Origin of the sequence: Brumimicrobium glaciale (genome assembly GCF_004152935.1) — a bacterium.
Classification (GTDB): domain Bacteria; phylum Bacteroidota; class Bacteroidia; order Flavobacteriales_D; family Crocinitomicaceae; genus Brumimicrobium; species Brumimicrobium glaciale.
Genome location: NZ_SETE01000006.1, coordinates 325218 through 347637, shown reverse-complemented (window position 1 = coordinate 347637; position 22420 = coordinate 325218). Strand labels below are relative to the sequence as shown.

16 protein-coding genes and 2 tRNA genes are annotated in these 22420 nt (G+C 34.7%); 7 read left to right on the top strand and 11 right to left on the bottom strand.

The features are described 5' to 3' along the window. Positions 1-82: 82 nt before the first annotated feature. The 8 genes from ERX46_RS14975 to ERX46_RS14940 all read right to left on the bottom strand — a co-directional run bounded on the left by ERX46_RS14975 (position 83) and on the right by ERX46_RS14940 (position 6263). Positions 83-157: transfer RNA gene (locus tag ERX46_RS14975), tRNA-Val, on the bottom strand. Positions 158-240: 83 nt separating this feature from the next. After that, positions 241-315, bottom strand: a tRNA-Val gene (locus ERX46_RS14970). Positions 316-409: 94 nt separating this feature from the next. Next, a complete protein-coding gene (locus ERX46_RS14965) occupies positions 410-1612 on the bottom strand; it encodes a bifunctional folylpolyglutamate synthase/dihydrofolate synthase (RefSeq protein WP_130094671.1) in 1203 nt (400 codons plus the stop codon). Between the two features lie 2 nt (positions 1613-1614). Next, positions 1615-2334, bottom strand: a complete 720-nt coding sequence (locus ERX46_RS14960; protein ID WP_130094670.1) for a hypothetical protein — start codon at positions 2332-2334, stop codon at positions 1615-1617. 16 nt (positions 2335-2350) lie between these two features. Then, entirely contained in the window at positions 2351-2785 is a 435-nt protein-coding gene (locus tag ERX46_RS14955; RefSeq protein ID WP_130094669.1) for an ExbD/TolR family protein, read from the bottom strand. A gap of 11 nt (positions 2786-2796) precedes the next feature. Beyond that, positions 2797-3501, bottom strand: a complete 705-nt coding sequence (locus ERX46_RS14950) for a MotA/TolQ/ExbB proton channel family protein (RefSeq protein ID WP_130094668.1) — start codon at positions 3499-3501, stop codon at positions 2797-2799. 30 nt (positions 3502-3531) lie between these two features. Next, positions 3532-4911: a sodium:proton antiporter NhaD gene (nhaD, locus tag ERX46_RS14945; RefSeq protein ID WP_130094667.1), complete on the bottom strand. Its 1380-nt coding sequence runs from the start codon at positions 4909-4911 to the stop codon at positions 3532-3534. A gap of 281 nt (positions 4912-5192) precedes the next feature. Next, entirely contained in the window at positions 5193-6263 is a 1071-nt protein-coding gene (locus ERX46_RS14940; RefSeq protein ID WP_130094666.1) for an anhydro-N-acetylmuramic acid kinase, read from the bottom strand. Between the two features lie 152 nt (positions 6264-6415). On the opposite strand from ERX46_RS14940, the gene ERX46_RS14935 reads away from it, so the two are divergent. The 5 genes from ERX46_RS14935 (at position 6416) to crtD (ending at position 13805) form a co-directional block, all read left to right on the top strand. Further along, positions 6416-7558 carry an acyl-CoA dehydrogenase gene (locus tag ERX46_RS14935; RefSeq protein ID WP_130094665.1) on the top strand — a complete coding sequence of 381 codons (1143 nt, stop codon included), beginning with the start codon at positions 6416-6418 and terminating at the stop codon, positions 7556-7558. Positions 7559-7860: 302 nt separating this feature from the next. Beyond that, positions 7861-8412, top strand: coding sequence for a cob(I)yrinic acid a,c-diamide adenosyltransferase (locus ERX46_RS14930; RefSeq protein WP_130094664.1), 552 nt, complete (start codon positions 7861-7863; stop codon positions 8410-8412). Between the two features lie 132 nt (positions 8413-8544). Beyond that, on the top strand, positions 8545-8766 hold the full coding sequence (locus tag ERX46_RS14925) for a DUF2795 domain-containing protein (RefSeq protein ID WP_101335370.1): 222 nt from the start codon (positions 8545-8547) through the stop codon (positions 8764-8766). 177 nt (positions 8767-8943) lie between these two features. Then, entirely contained in the window at positions 8944-12309 is a 3366-nt protein-coding gene (gene secA, locus ERX46_RS14920; protein WP_130094663.1) for a preprotein translocase subunit SecA, read from the top strand. A gap of 11 nt (positions 12310-12320) precedes the next feature. Then, positions 12321-13805 (top strand): 1-hydroxycarotenoid 3,4-desaturase CrtD, encoded by a 1485-nt coding sequence (crtD, locus tag ERX46_RS14915; RefSeq protein WP_130094662.1) that lies wholly within the window; start codon positions 12321-12323, stop codon positions 13803-13805. Here crtD and ERX46_RS14910 read toward each other — a convergent pair. The 3 genes from ERX46_RS14910 to folK all read right to left on the bottom strand — a co-directional run bounded on the left by ERX46_RS14910 (position 13800) and on the right by folK (position 17479). Further along, positions 13800-15035, bottom strand: coding sequence for a sensor histidine kinase (locus ERX46_RS14910; protein ID WP_130094661.1), 1236 nt, complete (start codon positions 15033-15035; stop codon positions 13800-13802). The genes crtD and ERX46_RS14910 overlap by 6 nt on opposite strands. Positions 15036-15174: 139 nt before the next feature. Next, positions 15175-16878: a tetratricopeptide repeat protein gene (locus ERX46_RS14905; protein ID WP_130094660.1), complete on the bottom strand. Its 1704-nt coding sequence runs from the start codon at positions 16876-16878 to the stop codon at positions 15175-15177. A gap of 97 nt (positions 16879-16975) precedes the next feature. Continuing rightward, positions 16976-17479 (bottom strand): 2-amino-4-hydroxy-6-hydroxymethyldihydropteridine diphosphokinase, encoded by a 504-nt coding sequence (gene folK, locus ERX46_RS14900; protein WP_130094659.1) that lies wholly within the window; start codon positions 17477-17479, stop codon positions 16976-16978. 160 nt (positions 17480-17639) lie between these two features. Between folK and sppA the strand changes: the two genes are divergently transcribed. Together sppA and ERX46_RS14890 are read left to right on the top strand one after the other, a co-directional pair. After that, a complete protein-coding gene (gene sppA / locus ERX46_RS14895; protein WP_130094658.1) occupies positions 17640-19415 on the top strand; it encodes a signal peptide peptidase SppA in 1776 nt (591 codons plus the stop codon). 192 nt (positions 19416-19607) lie between these two features. Then, positions 19608-21935, top strand: coding sequence for an LTA synthase family protein (locus tag ERX46_RS14890; RefSeq protein ID WP_130094657.1), 2328 nt, complete (start codon positions 19608-19610; stop codon positions 21933-21935). The last annotated feature ends 485 nt before the right edge of the window (positions 21936-22420 follow it).

Here is a 22420-nt window from a genome sequence, read left to right as displayed (position 1 = left end):
CTCCCTACTTCGTCGGGATGCTCTAAACCAACTGTCGTAAAACGCAAAAAAGCCTCACATTTCTGTGAAGCTTTTTGTCTTGTGGGCCCTACTGGATTCGAACCAGTGACCCCCTGCTTGTAAGGCAGGTGCTCTAAACCAACTGAGCTAAGGGCCCTACTAATGTAGGTGTATTATAAAGCTAATATTAAAATAATAAGGGTTTAAGTAAATTGAAATCTAATAACAAGATTTCTTAAGTGGGCCCTACTGGATTCGAACCAGTGACCCCCTGCTTGTAAGGCAGGTGCTCTAAACCAACTGAGCTAAGGGCCCTTTTCATTCTAATAATGAGACTTCGTTAAATCTCTTAGCGGGTGCAAATATAAGTACAATATTTAAATTTAATTGTGTTTTATTGAAAAAATAATTATATTATTTCTTCTAGTAAAAAGAAACTCCCGAACACAATCAGCATATCTATTTCATAATCAAGTTTCTTAGCTTGTAAAAACGCTTCTTTTGCATCTGAAAAATATCTAATTTTTAGTTGAGTTATCTTTTCAATCGCCTTAAAAGCTTCGATTTTGGTCGTTCTTTGACTATTGAACTCGGTTATATAATACTCCCATTCTTGTGGGAATAGGTTTGAGATTTCAAACAAATCTTTATCATTTGATGCTCCATACAAAACACGAACGTTTTTATCACTGTACCTTTTTTGAATGTCTAGGATAAATCTCTGAATTCCCATCGTATTATGCGCAGCATCTAATATAACTAAAGGCTGTTCGCTGTAAATCTGATTTCGTCCATACAACCCTGTATTCTGATATAAATCTTTTACCGCTAGCGATTTGATTAATGCTAAATCAGGATTCCCTTTCAACAGGAAGTCTACAGCTTCAAAAGCTAATCTTTTATTGACTTCAAAAGTATTCTCTCCTAAGTGCTCTGACATAAAAGAAATAGGCGCTTGCTTACTTTCTGCTGCTTCAATAAATACATGGGAAATCTCGTCATCGCTTTCTCCAATTATCACTGGAACATTCTGTTTTATAATTCCAGCTTTTTCCGAAGCGATTTTCTCTCTTGTGTCTCCTAGAATCGCGACGTGATCTAATCCAATGTTTGTAATCACAGATAATTCAGGCGCAATAACATTCGTAGCGTCTAACCTTCCTCCTAACCCAGTTTCTACCACAACAATGTCACATTTCTGTTCATAGAAATAAGCCAAAGCCATAACCCAAGTCATCTCGAAGAACGATGGAGAGAATTCAAAATTTGTATTTTGGATGCGGTTTATATAATCAACGACTTTTTCTTCAGAAATCATTGCGCCATTGACACGAATTCTTTCTCTAAAATCTTTGATGTGTGGAGAGGTGAATAATCCTACTTTCTTTCCAGAAGCTGTCAATGCACTTGCAATAACAGAACAAGTTGTTCCTTTTCCATTCGTTCCTGCTACATGCACAAACTTCATTTGATCAATGGGAACATTGAAGAATTGGATTAAAGATAAAGTATTGTCAAGCGTTGGTTTATACGCTGAAACGCCTACTTTTTGAAAAACTGGAAATTGATTAAATAGCCAATCAACTTTTTCAGTGTATTGAGAAGATGTCATTATTATCCTGGTTGAACTGTAACAGTATAGTACGTTATTTCATCTCTTGCACCTGGCTTCTCTTTGTAACGTACTTCCTTTTTTGCAAAACCAATTACCTCGTCAATCAAACGTTGATTAGTAGCTGTAGTTTGATTTCTAATCACATCGGCTCTTAAAACAGTTCCTTGTGAGTTTACAGTTAACTTAAGTGAGATTCGACAAACTTCGTCATTCGGAGTTTTCGGTTTCGAACGAATATTTGAAATCCTCACTCTATCTCCAGCAGCACCAGTTCCGGCTTCACCAGAACCACTTCCTGGTCCAGTATCTGAACCAAAACCAGTTCCAGAACCACTAGTTCCCGAACCTCCCGTTCCGTTTCCAGAGAATGGATTTGCTGCTTCAGCAGGTTCAGATGGTGTTGTATTGCTATTCGAGCTTCCAGTTCCAGTCACTGTTTGTACCTCCGACTTTTCTTGTGTTGGTTGTTCCTTTGGATTTTCTGTTGCTGGATTTGGATTAACAGTTGGACTTGGGGAACCTCCTCCACCATTGTTAATTTCAAAATTTGAAATCCCACTGTCTTCCATAGCAATAGGAATTGGAATTGTAACTTTTGGAGGATCTGGTTCACTGTACTTAATAAAGAAAAGTAGGAAAAAGGTAATCAATAGGAACGCAATTGCAGCGATAATTCCTTTACGATTGTCCTCTACTCTAACTACAGGTACTTGTGCCATTTGTTTTCAATCAATTTTAATCGTAAGCCAATACTGGTTTCCAACCTTTTGTTTTAGACAATGCCAAAATTTGGAAAACTGCTTCGTAACTTGCTTTTCTAGATCCAGCAATTTTAACCTTCATTTCTGGTGTTTTTTCAACTTCTAAAATTAGAAAATCACGTATTTCGTCATAACTAACCCCATCCGTTTTCACACCGAATGGATTATCAGTTTCACTGGCGTCACTCAACATAATTTGATATAGATCATCTTCTGTTATTACCACCGTAGTTGTGGTATTTTCCATAGAGGTATCTAATTTCTCAGTAGGCTGCGGCAACTCGACAGGTGTGTTCTTTTCTGACATTGTACTCATTATAATGAAGAATACAAGCAATAAGAATACCAAGTCGGTCATGGAAGCCATTCCGCCCTCAATTTTTATTTTATTTTGTGTACCAAATCCCATAATTCAATTAATTACTTTGAAGGTGTGTGGAGAATATCCATAAACTCCATTGCATCATTTTCCATTCGGTAAACAACTTTGGATATTTGCGTTACTAAATAGTTGTAGCCCATAAACGCGATAATACCCACGATCAATCCAGCAACTGTAGTAATCATTGCTGTCATAATTCCAGGTGCAATTGTTCCTAAATCTAAAGAATCAAGATTTTTCATATCATTAAAAACTTGAACCATTCCAATAGTTGTTCCAAGGAATCCGATCATTGGAGCAGCTCCAGCGGCAGTTGCCAAGAAACTTAAACGTTGCTCTAATCTTGAGATTTCCAGTTTACCTGTATTGTCAATTGTTGAAGCTACGATGTCAACAGGTTTCCCTAAACGAGAAATTCCTTTTTCTAACATTCTTGCAGATGGAGAATCCGTGCGGGCACATAAATTCTTTGCTTCATCAATTTTCCCTTCAGAAAGATACCTTTTCACTTCAGACAAGAAGTTTGGATTTTTCTTTGAAGCTCTTTTCAACGCCAATAAACGTTCAACAAATACGTAAACCGCGTAAATTGACATTAAAGCAAGTGATACAAGGATAATTAAACCCATTGCACTGCTTGCAGCATCTGATACAGCTTCCCAAATAGCCACTTCTTTGTAACCTTCTTCAACTCCTACTCCTGTAGAATCTTGAACAACTTGTAGTAAAAATGAACCTTTCATAGTTTCAATAACGAATTAAATTAAATTTTGTTACAACGCTCTTTCTAATAAATAAAATCCTGCACCACCAAGATAACCAAGTAATGCTAACCAAGAGATGTTTTTCAAGTACCAAAAGAACGAAATTCTTTCCATTCCCATAGCAACAACACCAGCAGCGGAACCAATAATTAACATTGAACCTCCTGTTCCTGCTGAATAAGCAATAAATTGCCAAATATGATCATCAAGTGGAGCGTTAAACATTCCCATACTTGCAGCAACAAGCGGCACATTATCAATAACAGCTGATCCAGCACCTAGTAACATTACAAATACATCATCATGCATACTTCCTTGTACCGATTGTCCAAAATTAAAAACTAAACCTAACGATTCCAAAGCTGCTACCGTCATTAAAATCCCCAAAAAGAAGAGTATAGACGGCATCTCTATTTTAGTTAACGCTCTAAAGGTAGGACTTTCGTGATGTTCAACTGGTTTTTCTTGAACATATTCCTTATTTTCATCTTTTTTAACAACTCCAACATAAGCTAATTTAAACTGTCTTACACTAATTGTCTCTGCAAACAAAGCAACAATACCAAGTGACAGCATCATTCCAATGTATGGCGGTAAGTGAAATATAGTTTTAAAAATCGGTACAAAAACAATCATTGCTAAACCTAAATAAAGCATTAATGACGCTTTTGAATTTATCACTCCATTCTCCTCTGGCAATTCAAAATTTCCTTTAAAAGGTTTCATGAAACTTGCTATCAGCGTTGGGATAATCATACAAATCAATGAAGGAATAAGTAAATATTCCATCAATTTTATAGCAGTTACTTTATTCCCCATCCACAACATTGTAGTTGTTACATCCCCAATTGGTGACCAGGCACCACCAGCATTTGCACAAATAACAATTATACCAGCGAACCAAATACGATCTTCTGGCTTACTCAATAATTTACGCAGAATTGTAATTAAAACTATCGTTGCTGTAAGATTGTCGATAATTGCAGAAAGCACAAAAGCTAAAAACGCAATCACCCATAAAAGTGTGCGTTTTTTATTCGTTTTAATAAAGCCTTTAATGGCTGAGAATCCGTGAAAATGATCAATTATTTCTACAATGGTCATTGCTCCTATCAAGAAAATCAATATTTCACAGGTCTTTCCAAAATGATGCAGTAAAGTTTCATCCATCAAATGACTTCTTTCTACGCTACTCATCCCTGTAATATCCATTAGCTGGTGTCCAGCTGAATCAAACCACATTGTAAAATCATCTAAACCAATAGAAACTCCTGCCCATGCAAAAGCCATCATTAACAGAGATGGTACAAGTTTATCTACTTTTAGACTGTGCTCAAGAGTAATTCCTAAATACCCGAGTATGAAAACAAAAACAATAAATAATTCCATAATAAATAGTGTTTACCCCAATATCAAATAGTTAATCCAATATGATTCTCAAGGTTTTCTCTTCAATTTTAGTTGTGTTATAAATAATTTCATGACTGCTCACTAAAGCTAGGTCAAAAGTATTTTGTAATATCTAAACCCTAGCCACTTAAAGAAACTTCCAAGGAAGCCATATTAAGATTTCTGAATTTTATATAAATTCTTCACTGATCATTACAGTAAAATTTTCGCACAAAAGTATAAAACAATTTCATTCAAAACTTCACTCCTTATTACTTTATTCATGGTCGAATTATAATTCCTGAAGAAGAGTCTCTTTTTGAACCAGTTACAGACGACCATACGTTGATTTTTTCTTGCCATTTAAGCACTCCTAAAAAAGCAAAACCTATTGCTTCTTTAAAATCAACTATATTTTCCTCTGGTACAACTATTTCACCCTCCGAATAAAATTGTATTCTTTTTATTAAAAAATGGTTTTTTGCCCCTCCTCCTGTGACTAAAGTTGTTTTTGAATTCGTTTTATTTAGAGCATTTCCAATTTGAAATGCAACATGCTCGTAGAATGTTCTGATTTTATCTCGAATCGGTATTTCAGGGATTAGCATTGGATAAATTTGCTCCTCCACCCATTCCCATCCTAAAGACTTTGGCCCTTCTTCTTCATAAAACTGAAGTGAATTCAATTGATTTAATAAATCCTGATTAATTGCTCCGTGTTTACCAAAATCACCATTCTCATCATATTCCTTTCCTGTTTCACGCATCAATTCATTAATAACAATATTCACAGGACAAATATCATAAGACAATACTTTTTCATCTTTCTTAAATGAGAAGTTACTGAAACCACCAAGGTTGAGAAATGTATCGGCATAATTAGCAAAAAGTAAATGATCTGCAACAGGAATTAACGGAGCTCCATTCCCACCTAGTGCAACATCTTTAGTTCTGAAATCTACTATTGTCGGAATATTCGTATTGACGGCTAATTCTGGACCATTTCCAATTTGCAAGGTATATCCTTTTAAAGGTTGATGAAAAACAGTTTGTCCGTGACTGGCAATAAAATCAATTTGAGATGGAGCAATAGCTATTTCAGAAAGGAAAGTATTTACTCTTTCAGCATAGAATCTACCTAAAGAAGAGCTTAAATCAATCAATTCATGAGCGGGTAATTGAAATGCTTTCTTTAAAAGAGTTAGCAGGTTTTGCTCAAAAGGAAAAAGTGTTGCATTGTTCAATGTAAAGCTCCATTGATCAGAATCACTTAAATTAAAAGTCACATCTGCAACATCTAGACCATCCAAAGAAGTACCCGACATCAACCCTACAACACGAAAACTTTTCATTTCTATTGTACTTATAGTGTGTAATTTGAATAATTACGCTAATTTTACGGCTTCAATAATAAGTAAATAAATTTAGATATCATTGATATAAATAGAGCAATATATTTAAAATATTCTAAGCATTTATATCATAAAATAAAAAATAAATAGGTATGAATTTCGAATTATCAGAAGAACAAGTAGCAGTGCGTGATGCAGCAAGAGACTTTGCACAGAACGTACTGAAAGAAGGAGTTATCGCACGTGACAACGAGCAAAGATTCCCAAAAGATGAAATTAAGCAACTTGGTGAATTAGGTTTCATGGGAATGATGGTTGATCCGAAATACGGAGGTGGTGGAATGGATACCATTTCTTATGTATTGGCTATGGAAGAAATTTCTAAAATTGATGCTTCAGTATCAGTTTGTATGAGTGTTAACAATTCACTTGTTTGTTGGGGACTTGAAACTTACGGAAACGAAGAACAAAAACAAAAATACCTAATTCCTCTTGCTACAGGTGAGAAAATTGGTGCATTTTGTCTTTCTGAGCCAGAAGCAGGTTCTGATGCAACTTCACAACGTACAACTGCGATTGACAAAGGGGATCATTATCTTTTAAATGGTACTAAAAACTGGATTACTAATGGTTCTTCAGCTTCTACGTATATCGTAATTGCACAAACTGACGCTGACAAAGGTCACAAAGGAATTAATGCATTCATTATCGAAAGAGGAATGGAAGGTTTCGAAGTTGGAGCAAAAGAAGACAAATTAGGAATTCGTGGAAGCGATACACATACTTTATTGTTCACAGACGTAAAAATACCTAAGGAAAACAGAATTGGAGAAGATGGTTTCGGATTTAAATTCGCTATGAAAACACTTTCTGGTGGAAGAATTGGAATTGCTGCTCAAGCATTAGGAATTGCTGCTGGAGGAATGGACTTAGCGATTGCTTACTCGAAAGAACGTAAAGCATTCGGTAAGGAAATTTACAAGCACCAAGCAATTGCATTCAAAATTGCAGATATGGCAACAGCTGTAGAAACTGCAAGATTAATGGTACACAAAGCGGCATGGGAAAAAGACAATGGTCTTAACTATGACCAGTCTGGTGCAATGGCTAAACTTTATGCGTCAACAGTTGCAATGGAACAAACAGTTGAAGCTGTTCAGATCCATGGTGGTTATGGTTTCGTAAAAGAATACCATGTTGAAAGATTGATGCGTGATGCAAAAATCACTCAGATTTATGAAGGAACTTCTGAAATTCAGAAAATTGTTATTTCCAGAGGAATCCTTGGTGCATAATTGATATTTTTTTTGCAAGAATAACATCAAATATTATAAGAAATGTCTCAGCGAATTTGTTGGGACATTTCTTTTTGGGGATTTTATGAAATGGATTGTAGGGACGGTTTGTTCATGAAATGGATTGTAGTACGGACGGTTTGCAAACCGTCCCTACATTCCATTGAAATCCTTTTGCATTAATTTATTATTTCATCCTTCCCCAAAACATTTTCGCTTTATTTATGCTATTACAATTGGCAATTGAATAAGAATTTAATTATATTCAATTGCCAATAACAAAAAAGACAAATTATCAAGATATGAAAGTATATACTAAAACAGGAGACGCAGGAGAAACATCATTAATTGGGGGAAAACGTGTTTCTAAAGATGACTTACGAATTGACAGTTACGGCACAGTAGATGAATTAAATTCATGGATTGGTTTAGTTAGAGATCACGAAGAAATCGCAAAGGATCAATTTGATCAGTTAATTGAAATTCAGGACAGGCTTTTCACTATTGGTTCCTTATTGGCAACACAGCCAGATGGAACAAAAATGAAATTACCTTTACTTCATGAAAGTGATATTGAATTTATCGAGAAATCGATTGATGAAATGAATGAAAGTCTTCCACCAATGAGACACTTTGTATTGCCTGGAGGAAAACAAATTCTTTCACATTGCCATATTGCTAGATGTGTTTGCAGAAGAGCAGAGAGACTAGCTGTAGGACTTCATGATGAAAGCGAACAATACAAAATTGCGATGAAATATTTGAACAGATTGAGTGATTATTTGTTTGTACTTTCAAGAAAAATAGCGAGAGATTTAAAGATTGAAGAAATTCAATGGAAACCAAGAGTTTAGATACTTTCTAAGCATTTAAAAATTGAATTTCAAATTTCGATTTGGAATATCAAAAAATAAAATTACTTTTGCGCTCTGATTCACATAGTGATTCCCACAGATTTAGATTAACAAGATAAAAATAAACATATTATGTATTGGACATTAGAATTAGCTTCTTATTTAGAAGATGCACCTTGGCCAGCGGCTAAAGACGAATTAATCGATTTTGCAATTCGTACTGGAGCACCATTAGAAGTGGTTGAAAATCTACAAGATATTGAAGACGAAGGTGAAATCTATGAAAACATCGAAGACATTTGGCCTGATTATCCTTCAAAGGAAGATTTCTTCTTTAATGAAGATGAATATTAGACAAAATTGAATATCAAAGCCCCGACGAAAATGTCGGGGCTTTTTTGTACATAATTACGTCACAATGTCAGTTATTCACTAGTGGAATAATTTGTGCTAACTCCAATATATTAAAAATACATCGTCCACATTTAAAGTAATTAGCTTATTTTTGAGGACTAAATAACAGAACACAAAATGATAGGAGGACTATTAAAAAAGATACTTGGCGATAAATCGGTAAAGGACCGAAAAACATTTCAGCCAGTTATAGATAAAGTCAATGAAATTCATGCAACAATCAAAAACATCAGCGATGATGAATTGAGGGCACGAACGAAGATGTTTCAAGACAAGATAAAAGAAGGAACAGCTGATATTGAAAAAGAAATTCAGGCGCTTGAAGAACAAGCAAATCATCCTGACACTGTTGTTTTAGACAAGGAAAACATCTTTGAAAAAATCGATAAGCTTACAGCAGATGTTGATGAAAAAATAGAAGTTATTCTGGAGGAATTGATGCCAGATGCTTTTGCAACAATAAAAGAAACATCACGTCGTTGGGCAGAAAACAAACAAATCGTTGTTACAGCTACAGATTATGATCATGAAATGGCAAAAACCCACGATGGTTTAGTCATTGAAGGTGATAAAGCAATTTGGAAAAACAAATGGACAGCTGCAGGAACTGATGTTGAATGGAACATGGTTCATTATGATGTTCAAATAATGGGTGGAGCTGTACTTCATGGTGGAAATATTGCGGAGATGCAAACGGGTGAAGGTAAAACTTTGGTTGCAACTCTTCCTGTATATTTGAATGCATTGGCTGGAAAAGGAGTTCACTTGGTAACTGTGAATGACTACCTTTCTCGTCGTGATAGTGAATGGATGGGACCACTTTATCAATTCCATGGTTTATCTGTTGATTGTATTGACAAACACAAACCGAATTCTGAATCACGTAGAGAAGCTTATCAGGCGAACATTACTTTCGGAACAAATAATGAATTTGGTTTTGACTATTTACGTGACAACATGTCAAGTGACATAGAGAGTCTTGTTCAAAGAAAACATCACTATGCAATTATTGATGAAGTCGATTCAGTATTAATTGATGATGCGAGAACACCATTAATTATCTCTGGACCAACACCAAAAGGAGACCAACAAGAATATGTTGCTTTAAAGCCACTGATTGAAAAAGTAGTGAGCGCTCAAAAAGCCTACATTAATAAAGTTCTTGCTGAGGCGAAGAAAGATTTAGTTGCAATTAATCAACCAAACGAAGACAAGAAAGAACAAAGAAGATTAATGGATGAAGGTGGTCACAAACTACTTCGTGCATTCCGTGGTCTTCCAAAAAACAAAGCATTAATTAAGTTTTTATCTGAACCAGGTATTAAAGCACACTTGCAAAAGACGGAGAACTTTTATATGGCTGAGCAGAACAAGCAAATGCCATTTATTGATAACGAATTATTTTTCGTAATTGATGAAAAAAACAATACAATCGATCTAACAGATAAAGGTATTGATTTGATGTCAGGACAAAATGATCCTAACTTCTATATCATGCCAGATATCGGATTAGAATTGGCTAAACTTGAAAATGAAGGATTAGAAGAAGAGGTTTTAGCAGATAAGAAAAATGAATTGATTCGTGATTACTCAGTTAAATCTGAGCGCATTCACAGTATTAATCAACTGTTAAAAGCTTACACTCTATTTGAAAAAGAAGTAGAATACGTTATTGCAGACGACAAAGTGAAAATTGTTGATGAATCTACAGGACGTATCATGGAAGGTCGTCGTTATTCTGATGGACTACACCAAGCTATTGAAGCAAAAGAAAATGTAAAAGTTGAGGCGGCAACGCAAACTTATGCAAGTGTTTCTTTACAGAATTACTTTAGAATGTACCACAAATTGTCTGGAATGACAGGTACAGCAGAAACTGAAGCAAAGGAATTCTGGGATATTTACGAGTTAGATGTTGTGGTTATTCCAACGAATAGACCAATGGCACGTAAAGATCTTGAAGACATGGTTTATAAAACTGGACGTGAAAAATACCACGCAGTTATTAACGAAGTAGAAAGATTAGTTAGCGAAGACAGACCAGTATTAGTAGGTACAACTACAGTTGAAATCTCTGAGTTATTGAGTCGTATGTTGCAGATGAAAGGCATTAAACACAATGTCTTAAATGCAAAACAACACCAGAAAGAGTCAGAAATTGTAGCTGAAGCAGGAACTAAAGGAACTGTTACGATTGCTACTAACATGGCTGGTCGTGGTACAGATATTAAGTTGCGTGAAGGAGTTAAGGAAGCTGGAGGTTTAGCGATTGTTGGTACAGAACGTCACGACTCTCGTCGAGTTGACAGACAGTTACGTGGTCGTGCTGGTCGTCAAGGTGATCCAGGATCTTCTCAATTCTTTGTTTCACTGGAAGATGATTTGATGCGTAAGTTCGGTTCTGAGCGTATTGCCAAATTAATGGACAGAATGGGATTAAAAGAAGGAGAAGTTATTCAACACAGAATGATTTCAAAATCTATCGAGCGTGCCCAGAAAAAAGTAGAGGAAAACAACTTTGGTAATCGTAAACACTTATTAGAGTATGATGACGTGATGAATGCACAGCGTAAAGCAGTGTACAGAAAACGTAAAAATGCACTTTATGGAGATCGTTTAGATTTAGATATTGCAAACATGTACTATGACACTATTGAGTTCATAGTTGGTAAATACAATGGAAAAGACGATTTCAAAGATTTCGAATTAGAATTATTGAGAGTAGTGGGAATTCAATCTCCAATTACAGCGGATCAGTTTAATAATCAGCCTCAAATTGATACAATTAATGCGGTTTATAACGCTTCATTAGATCGTTATGATACAAAAAATAAGAAAATCGCTAATCTTGTATTCGAGAATGTGAAACCACATTATGAGAATGAAGAAAATTGGTCGCGTCATATTCGTGTTCCCATTACAGATGGAAATAGAGGAATCGAAGTTTCAACAACTATTGCAGCGGCTCATGACACAAATGGAACATCAATCATTCGTCAATTTGAAAAAGCAATTGTTTTAGGATTAATTGACAATGAGTGGAAAGAGCATTTACGTGAAATGGATGATTTGAAGCAATCCGTTCAACAAGCACGTCATGAGCAAAAAGATCCATTATTGGTTTATAAGCTAGAGTCATTTAATCTTTTCAGAGATATGATTGACCGTTTGAATCAAGATACAGTTGAGTTCTTGGTGAAAGGTGAAATACCTATTCAACAAGAAACTGCATCAGTTCAAAACAATGCAACTAAACAAAATGACAATTACGCGCAAGCACAAGTAGCAGAGAACACACAAGCACAATCAAGCAATAGCGCGAAAAAGTTTGAAGGTAGCCAAGGTTACGATCAAGCAATGGCAAATTCTCAACAACAAAGTGCTCCGAAACAACAACCTGTTGTAGCAGAGAAAACTGTGGGTAGAAATGAACCATGTCCTTGTGGAAGTGGAAAGAAATACAAGCAATGTCACGGTAAGTAAAACCTAATCATTTGGCAAAGGTTGCAATTATTGGAGCAGGAGTAGGTGGATTAGCAAGCGCTATTCGATTTGCAAATGCCGGACATCAAGTAAGTATATTTGAAGCAAACTCACATCCTGGAGGAAAGATAAATAATCTTTCCTTGGGAGAGTTTCGCTGGGATATGGGACCCTCTGTTTTTACGGCTCCGAAGTACATCGAAGATTTATACAAACTTTGTGGTAAGGACTTTTCAGAATTCAAATACAAAAGACTAGAAAACACCTTCAATTATTTCTTTAATGATGGAACGCGTTTTTCTCTCCCAGCAGAACCAAATGCAATGCTGGATGTTTTTGAAAACGAACTTGGAGAAGACAGATCGGTTGTTAAGGAATACTTAATAAAAGCAGGAAAGAATTACAACAGTATCGCTCCCCTATTTATTGAGAAATCACTACATCGATTTAGACATTTGTTTACAGGTGATTTATTCAAAGCACTAGCAAGACTCCCCAAATACAAGTTAAACTCAACAATGAACGAGGAAAATGCATCCATGTTCAAAAATGAGAAGACGATTCAATTATTTAATCGTTATGCTACCTATAACGGATCAAGCCCGTTCAAGTCTCCTGCAATGTTGAATATGATTCAGCATTTAGAATTAAACGAAGGCGTATTTCTCCCCGAAAATGGAATGGTACAAATTGCCAAATCATTATACAAATTGGCACTCGATCAAGGAGCAAAATTCTACTTCAATGAAAAAGTCACTTCGATAGATACGAAGAACAATAAAGTTACCGGAATAACAACTGATCAGCGTTCAGAAGATTTTGATGTTGTAATTTCAAATATGGATGTAGCCTTTACTTACGAAAAGTTACTTTCAGAATCAATTGAAAAACCAAAAAAGACTTTAAATCAAGAGCGTTCTTCATCAGCCATAGTTTTCTATTGGGGAATTAATGGATCATTTCCTGAATTGGATGTTCACAACATGTTCTTTTCATCAGATTACAAAGATGAATTCAAACAAATTTTTGAAAGTAAGACCCTGACCAATGATCCTTCGATTTATGTTCACATTACTTCAAAGGAAAAGAAAGAAGATGCGCCAAATGGCAAGGAAAATTGGTTTGTAATGATTAACGCACCAATAAATGAAGGACAAGATTGGGAAGCGCTAGTTCAGCAAACTAAAACCAACATGCTTAAAAAGTTAGGAAAACATTTGAATACTTCATTAGCACCATTAATTGAGGAAGAGTTCGTGATGGACCCAATATTTATTGAAAAAACATATTCTGGAGCGAAAGGTTCAATTTATGGAAATGCATCTAACAATAAATACGCTGCATTTTATAGACATCCAAACTTCAGCAAAACCTTAAGCGGGCTATATTTCACAGGAGTTACTGTTCATCCTGGCGGTGGAATACCTTTGGCCATCAACAGCGCTAAAATTGCCTTTGAATGTTATGAGGAGGATATAAAAAAGGGCAAACTATAAACCTTTAGAAACGATTCTATTCTTTTCGGCTTTATCTAATGGAAAAACAATTTTGAATTGCGTTCCATTTGAAGATTCAATTTCTAAAGTCCCATCGATTTGTTCAACAAGCGCTTGAACTAACTGCAGACCTAAAGAATCTGTTTCTTCTATTTTAAATCCTTCATGCAAACCACAACCGTTGTCCCCAATTTCAATATGAACATTATCGTTATCATATCTCACACTTAGGTTTATTTCACCTTCACTTCTATCTTGGAAAGCATATTTAACCGCATTGGTTACAATTTCATTTACGATTAATCCACAAGGAATTGCTTGTTGTAAATCGAACCTTAAATCAGAAAGGTCTTTTACGATTGTTATTTTAAGATCAGGATTACTCTTATAAATGCTTATAATATCATTTGTTAAACCCAATAAATAATCTGAAAAATTAATCGAGGCAAAATTCTTAGATTTATAAAGTGTTTCATGAATAACAGACATACTGCGAATTCTATTGATACTTTCTCTTAAGATAACTTTTGTACTATCATCTTTCACATAGTTATTCTGAAGACTTAGGATACTGGATATAATTTGTAAATTATTTTTCACTCTGTGGTGAATTTCTTGTAACAAGGTTTCTTTTTCTTTTAAAGATCCTGCTAATGAAACATTCAGTTTTTCAATTTCAGTGGCTTCTCCAATCTTATTAGTAAGAAAGGCTTCTCTTAAGACACCTTTATACCTTAAAATCCCAATTACTACCATCACAATCAACACAGCTAAGAATACATATCCGCCATGTCCTAGTATATATAAAGAATCGAAAGGGCTAAATATTATAATTGATAAAACTGCAAGTACTGACATTGCCGAGTAAGCAAACAATTCAACTGGCCTTAAAATAAGTATGAAAAACATAAACAATAAGTCAATAGTATAAGCTTGAAAATAAATATCAATTGAATCTTTATCAAGGACGATTAACATATAGGCTTTAGCTACATTAAAGTAAAGAAATAAGAAGCTCTGAAGAAGAATGAAGTTAACCTTTGTTTTCTTGAGTAGATAAACAATCAATAATGAAGATATCCCTCCACCTAAACGCCATGGTATAAAATCATAAAAATAATCACCTGCAAAAAAGTAATCAAATGAAATCCAAATTATCCAGAAAGGTGCAGATATTAAAGACACGAAAAACAGATTTTCAGCAGCTTTATTATTAATAATCTTGTCCAAATCTTTATTTTATTATATAATTGAAATAAGGTAAACCTATACAAATCTAAGACAATAACTCTATTAGTTCAGAAAATAGTAGAGCAAAAAAAAGAGCTCATCGTTAGATGAGCTCTTTTTTAAAAAATATGTTATCTAATTATTTCTTCAAAGCAATAAACGCTGGGTTTTCAGCATACATGATGAACTCACGGTCATCTGCAGCATAAGCTTTAAGTGATGGATCTTTCGCGAAAGATTTCTCCAAGTTACTTACTACTTCACCGATATTGTCTTGACGAGATGCTACAATAGCTTTAAGGTAATAACCTCTTGCTGTTTTAGCATCTGCAGAAGCATCAATAGTTGATTTTGCTCCACTATCATCTTTGTTTAACAATTGTGCTAAAGCTTTGTTGTAAGTATCTTCACTACCAAAGTTAGAGATAGCTTCTTCATATTTACCATCTTGAATGTTCAAGATACCTTTGTTATATGAAACTTCGTCTCCAGCTCCTTCAGCTTCTCCTAATAAATCTTTTGCTTTTTGACGCTCTCCATTAACACCTGCAATTGCAGCTAAGTTGTTTTTAGAAATTGCGTTTTCTTCGATTCCGTTTGCTTTATCAAAATGAGCTTTAGCTTGCGCCATGTCATTTTGCATGTAATAAATAGCACCAACGTTGTTTGATGGACGGTAATCTTCTGGATTCAAACGCTCAGCTTCTTTGTATAAACGTAATTTCTCGTTTAAGTCATCAGTTAAAGATGCAGTAAATAGAATCTCTTCAACATTTAATGTATCGATGTTTGATTTAGAAAGAGCTGTTAATTCAGCATCAGAATAACCTTCTAAGTCATAAGATACAGAAATTTCAGAACGACGTTGCGCTGGGAATATATTATTGTCTAAGTATAAATAAGTACTTAAGTCACGAATAGCTTGCTCACGAGCTTCAGGCGTTTGTTGCATATCCAAAATTCTAAGGATACGGTCTTTATCACCTTTGTCCATATCAGAAGCAGTTAAAGCTCTTTTGAAACCAACGTAATCTTCACCTTTACCAGCTGTAGAGTAGTTTGCGTCATCTTGACCTTTTTCATTAGCAACTTTCTTTTTTGCTGCTAACTCCATTGTTGCTTTTTTAGCTGATTGAGAACGATCTTCAGATAACGTGTTGTTACGATTTTCCTCACCCTCTATAGAAGCATATGCCTCGATATTGATTCCTTTAATTTTAATCTTAGGATTCTTTTGAGCTGCAATCATGAAATTTTCTAAATCCTTCATGTCAGCATCAACTTTCTCAGCTGGACGAACAACTGGACTTCCTTTTAAGTAGTTAATCTCAGCGATTTGTTTCTCTTGAGTAACTCTTTCAAATTTGTCTGTTGCAAGAATTGGACGGAAATCTTTGTTTACAAGTAATGGAGTAATGATTGTACCATCAGCAATTTTTTGACTGTCGATTACACCTTTTTCTTTACCTTTTTTGTAAACAGCACCCGTTAGCGTTAACTCAGTAACAGCTAAATCAGGAGTATATAAAATAACGTCTTCATAAACCACTTTTCCACCTGGCTTATAAGGAATCACAGTACCATTAGCAGTTGCTTTTTCTCCAACTATTGTAACAGGCTTTAGAGGGTGCGTACCAATCATAGGAACGATCTCAGCGTAAGCTTTCTTGTTAATACCTTTTTCTCCAACATTAACATCTATCCTTACTTTTACACTATCTCCGTGCATTTCAAGAGGTGAAGGGACTACAACATAGTCCACATCCTTAATTAGATCACAACTTGTAGCTATCAAACCAGCTGCAGCAACAAATGCTAAACCTTTGATTCCTTGTTTTTTCATTATCATATTTTTTTTCTTTCCGTGTTATTGACTGCAATAATAATAATAATTTCTGCGACTTAAAAGAAGTTTAAAAGAATAATTAAATTGTCAATATTTAATACGTGTACAATATGACCTCATTTTCATCGTTACAATGGGCTAACAATTCCATAATTGACTCCTTTTTTACAGGGTCAATAAATGTGGGTATAATGTCCGCAAGAGGCCTGACAACAAACATTCTGTCCTGAATTAAAGGATGTGGAATAGTGAGGTTTTCGTGGGACAAAACGACATCATCAAAATACAATATATCAATGTCAATTACCCTCGATTGATAAATGTTTTTTTTGCTTTTTTTAACTCTTCCAAGGTTTTTCTCAATCGTCTTTGTCCCTTTTAAAACCTCTTCTGGACTCAAATCTGTTTTTAGAGAAATGCAACAATTCAAAAACTCATCTTCTGATTGAAATCCCCATGCTTTACTTTGATAAATTTCAGAACAAATTGCCTTGGAATCAAGAAGATTTTCAACTTCCGAAATAGCCAGTTCTAAATATTCTAATCTATTCCCAATATTGCTTCCTAAACCTATTACGACGTCATGCTTTTTTTTCATTCTATGTGATTTATCAACCAATTAAATAACTACTTATCCTTTTATAAAATCCTAGAATCAAAACGGAAATATAAATACTAATTTTATACTTGTTCATTTTATGAGTGCAAATCACTAAATTGCACCAATAATGAACTAATTATTACAAATAAACTAAATTATGACAAACAAAAAAGTTTCCTTTTGGAGAGTATTCTGGCCAAGTTTAATTGCTGGTGTTGTTATTATAACAATAATAATCGTGCTTTTCGCTGGTGCAATAGGTTCACTTCTGAGCAGCACACCAGTTTACTCTGTAAAAGATAAAACTATTCTTCACCTGCAGTTGAAAGGCCAGATTGGAGAAATCAGTAAAAACGAAATCAGCTTAAATAGTTTCGGGATGATTAACCGAACAGGACTAGCAGATTTATTGTACGGTTTTGAAAAAGCAGCGAAAGATGATCAAATCAAAGGCGTATTTATTGAACTTAATGGTGCTAGATGTGGATACAGCACTGCTACCGAAATCAGGAATGCTATTAAAAACTTCGAAAAAGAATCAGGGAAATTTGTTGTTGCTTACCACAGCGGAGAAGTGGTGAGTTTAAAACAATATTATATTGCTTCAGCTGCTAGTGAAAATTACGGCTTCCACTCTACGATGTTTGAATTCCTTGGACTTGGAACAGAATTAATGTTCTACAAAGGTATGTTTGACAAGCTAGATCTTGAAATGCAAGTAATTCGTGGTTCAAATAACGATTTTAAAAGTGCTGTTGAACCATATTTCTTAACTGAAATGAGTGATTCAAGCAGATTGCAATTACAAACTTACTTAGACAATATCTGGACAGCTGTAAAAACAAACATCAGTGCGGACAGAGGTATTTCTATTGCGCAACTAGATCATATTGCAGACAGTGGTTTGGTAAGAAGAATTGGACAAGCTGTAGAATACAAACTAATCGATGGTGTAAAATACAGAGATGAAGTCATTCAACTTTTGGCAGATAAAATTGATATTAAAAACACAGATGACTTAAACTTCAAAGGCTTTGAAAAATATGCACAAAAGAAATTTGAAGCACAACAAAAAATAGCGCATGTTAAAAAAGCAAACGTTGCAGTAATTGTTGCTGAAGGTAACGTGATCGTAGAAGGTGAAGGATTAGCTAGTAAAAACATTACTAAACTTTTGCGTGATGCCAGAAAAGATGATGACATCAAAACAATCGTTTTCCGAATTAACTCTCCTGGAGGAAGTGCATTGGCAAGTGACGAAATTTGGAGAGAAGTTAAGTTGGCCAATGAAAAGAAAAAAGTAATTGTTTCAATGGGAGATGTTGCCGCGTCAGGTGGTTATTATATTGCAGCACCTGCAAGTAAGATATTCGCCGAAGAAACTACAATTACAGGATCTATTGGAGTATTTGGAGTAATTCCTTACACTGGAAAAATGCTTGAAAACAAATTGGGATTGTCTTTCGATAGAGTAAGTACAAATCAACATGCTGTTTTAAGTACAAATCAAAAACTTAGTGAAAAAGAATTCAGCATGGTTCAAGAAGAAGTAGATCACATTTACGCTTCATTTTTGAAAGTTGTTGCTGAGGGAAGAGGAATGACAGTAGAACAAGTGAACGCTATTGCTAGAGGACGTGTTTGGACAGGAATTGATGCACTTCGCGTTGGATTGATAGATACACTTGGTGGAATTCAAGATGCAATTGCTTATGCTGTAAAAGACGCCGGAATTAAAAATCCTATCGTTCGTTATTATCCAAAAGTTGAGAAAGAAGCTTGGGTAGAACTTATTGAATCTTTCGAAGAGGAAGAAAATACGGTAAAAGGAAATGTTATTCCAGCAGAATTGACAGAAATGTACAAACGCATCAAGCAAGTTGAACAAATGTCAGGAATTCAAGCGCGATTGCCTTATGAGCTAATTTGGTAAGCGTTTGCTAAAAACTTATTATATTAAGAGGAAGGGAAACCTTCCTCTTTTTTTGTTTTACAAATCATGAAACACCCAAAAGTCAACAAAACAAAGCTATTTTAGATCTTAGAAATAATTTTAGGGAATAGTAATGCTCAAAAATCGAAAAAGCAATTGTAATTTTACCGAGTACTTTTAATAAAGTAAATCATGATAAAACAGATCACTAAGTATTCAATTGCGCTCTTTCTTTCTTTAATTATTACATGGAGTATTGGACTTATTGTTATCACGAACAAGCACTACATGGAAGGTCCGTGGATTACTTGGATTTATGGAATCATCAACGCTGTTCTTGCTACTGGACTATTTACATTGATTCTTTTTCCTTTGTACTATTTAGGTCGGAAATTTAAAATCACTCGGATCTTAATCCATATACTTTTTAGCACTGTTCTTCTTTTAGAATTGATTTCTCTATTCTACTTTACCATGACCCTCGAATTATTGGGAAGCACAATTTTCCAATTCAGTTGGGATCAAGCCTCCATAATTTTAGAAAATTATTTCATTTTTAAATGGTATTATCTTCTTTTACCTTTCCCTGTTCTGCTTTACTTTCTTTTTATTCGCTTCATCAATTTCAAAAAAGACCGTTTGGTTTTCTATCTTTTATTGGCCGCCGGAATTCCTTCTTTACTTATGGGATTACAAATCGAAAGAGAAAATGGCAGCTTTTCAGAAGTTTCAAAAAATAAAGCCATTTTCTTTGTTCATTCTGTTTTGTTCAATCAAAAAGCAGAGCGAAATAGTGTGTTTTCAGAAGATGTAGCATTTTATCAGAAAACTACAAATCCAAAACTCCAAAGTCAAGATTATCCGCTTTATCATTCCACAGATCAAGAAAACACGCTGAAGCCATTTTTCGATTTAAAAGAAACTCCGCCAAACATTGTCTTTTTAGTAGTAGAAAGCTTGTCTTCTTCATTTAGTGGTCCAGAAGCAGATGAAATTAGCTATACACCTTTCTTAGATTCTTTATCGGAATTTAGCTTGTATTTTGATAATTCCTTAGCAACTTCAGAACGATCGTTTGCCGTTTTGCCTAGTATGCTCGGTAGTTTACCCCACGGAAAAGCAGGATTCACAAACAACAAAGCCGGATATCCAAACAACGAAACTTTGGCAACTTGGTTATTTAGTAATGGTTATCAAGGAGATTTTCATTTTGGAGGATACGCACGATTCGATTACATGGATTTATTCATGAATAATCAAGGATTCAAAAATATTTACGATAGAAAAGAATACAATTACGAAGGCACTGGTTTACAAACAAGTATCGATTCAATACCATTTGGAATTCCTGATAAGCAATTTCTTCAAAGTGTGATTGAGAAAACAAAAGAAAGAAAATCGAATGCTCCATTTATGGATGTGTATTTGACGCTTTCCATGCACTATCCTTATATGATTGAAGATCACAATGCTTATTACGAAAAAGTAAGGAAAGTAATTGCCGCATCTGAAGCCGGTGAAAACACAAAAAAGAAGCACCTTAAATATGTTGCGGAATTTGCTACTTTCCTTTACACAGATGACGCCCTAAACGCTTATTTCCATGAACAGAAAAAGCTGAAAGCGCACGAGAATACGATATACATTATATTAGGAGATCACATGATGGGCGAAATTCCGCAAGGGAGTCACATTGAAAAATACCGTTCTGTTTTAATGATCTATTCACCGTTATTAAAAAAGGCAACACACTTTAAAGGAGTAAATTCACATTTAGACATAGCGCCATCTTTTTATAACTTATTACAAGAAAAATATAAATATCCCGAATTGGATTCTGTAAGTTGGTTAGGAAAAGCTTTTGATACCTCAAGCGTCTTTCAATCGAATCGCGATATTTTATTTATGCTGAATGACAGAAGAACAGAAAACATACTTCACAATAATCACTATTATTCCAAAGGCAAACTATACAAACTTGGTGATCGATTAAGTATTACAGAAATAAAAAATGATGAAAACGAGAAACTACTTGCTAATTTATTGGCTGCCTCAACGATTGTGCATGATGAAGTTGTGAGCAACAACATACTTATTCCATATAAATCGGATTTAGAGGTCCTAGAAACGATTAACAAGAAACTTGAGATTGATGATAAAGTAGAATACAGCAGTATATACAGCACCATTTTAGTAAAACCTTACAAGGAAATTATTTTTGACATCAATTTAAAACTAGTCAAAGGCTGGACTCAAGACGAGGAAGATGAAAATCATCCTATATTAGTTTGCTCTATCAAAAGAGGCGAAGAAAGTATTTTCTGGGATAAACTGGATCTCAAATTAGCCGATATGCCAATTGAAAAAGATAGACAATTAAACTATTTGGTTAAAAGTAATATGGACTTCGATTTATTACCAGGCGACAAAGTTTCACTATATTTTTGGAATAAAAACATGTCTAAAACCAAATACGAAGCTTTATTGCTGCCAATAATTGTAAAAGCAAAAGAGAAATGAACCACTTTGGACTGAAAGGAATATAGGTTTAAATGAGAATGGAGTATTTAGATTTTAGACATTAGATGTTAGATGTTAGACTTTAGATGTTAGATGTTAGACTTTAGATGTTAGATTATAGGCGTTAGATTTTAGATGTTTGTCAATTTTTGTCTTTTGTGTACAATCTATTGTTCGATTTATTTTTTTTTAGGAGCTAAGGTGCATAGTTTTAACTATTTCTGAGACCGATAGAAGGACTTAAATTTAGATATTCTTTTGGGAGCCTTTTCCGCCTACTCCTCCAATTTACATGCTTAATAACTATGTCGCTAAATGCAGAAGTATGAGCTTCCAAGGTCGCTATACTTTTACATGCGCCATGTCATCAAGTGCTGTAAGATTTCCGTATCCGTCGGGGCTTGGGTTAATGCTTCGAGAACTGCATAAATGTGATAAATACAGAATGAATACCGATGATTTGACAGTGAATTGACGAATAATGA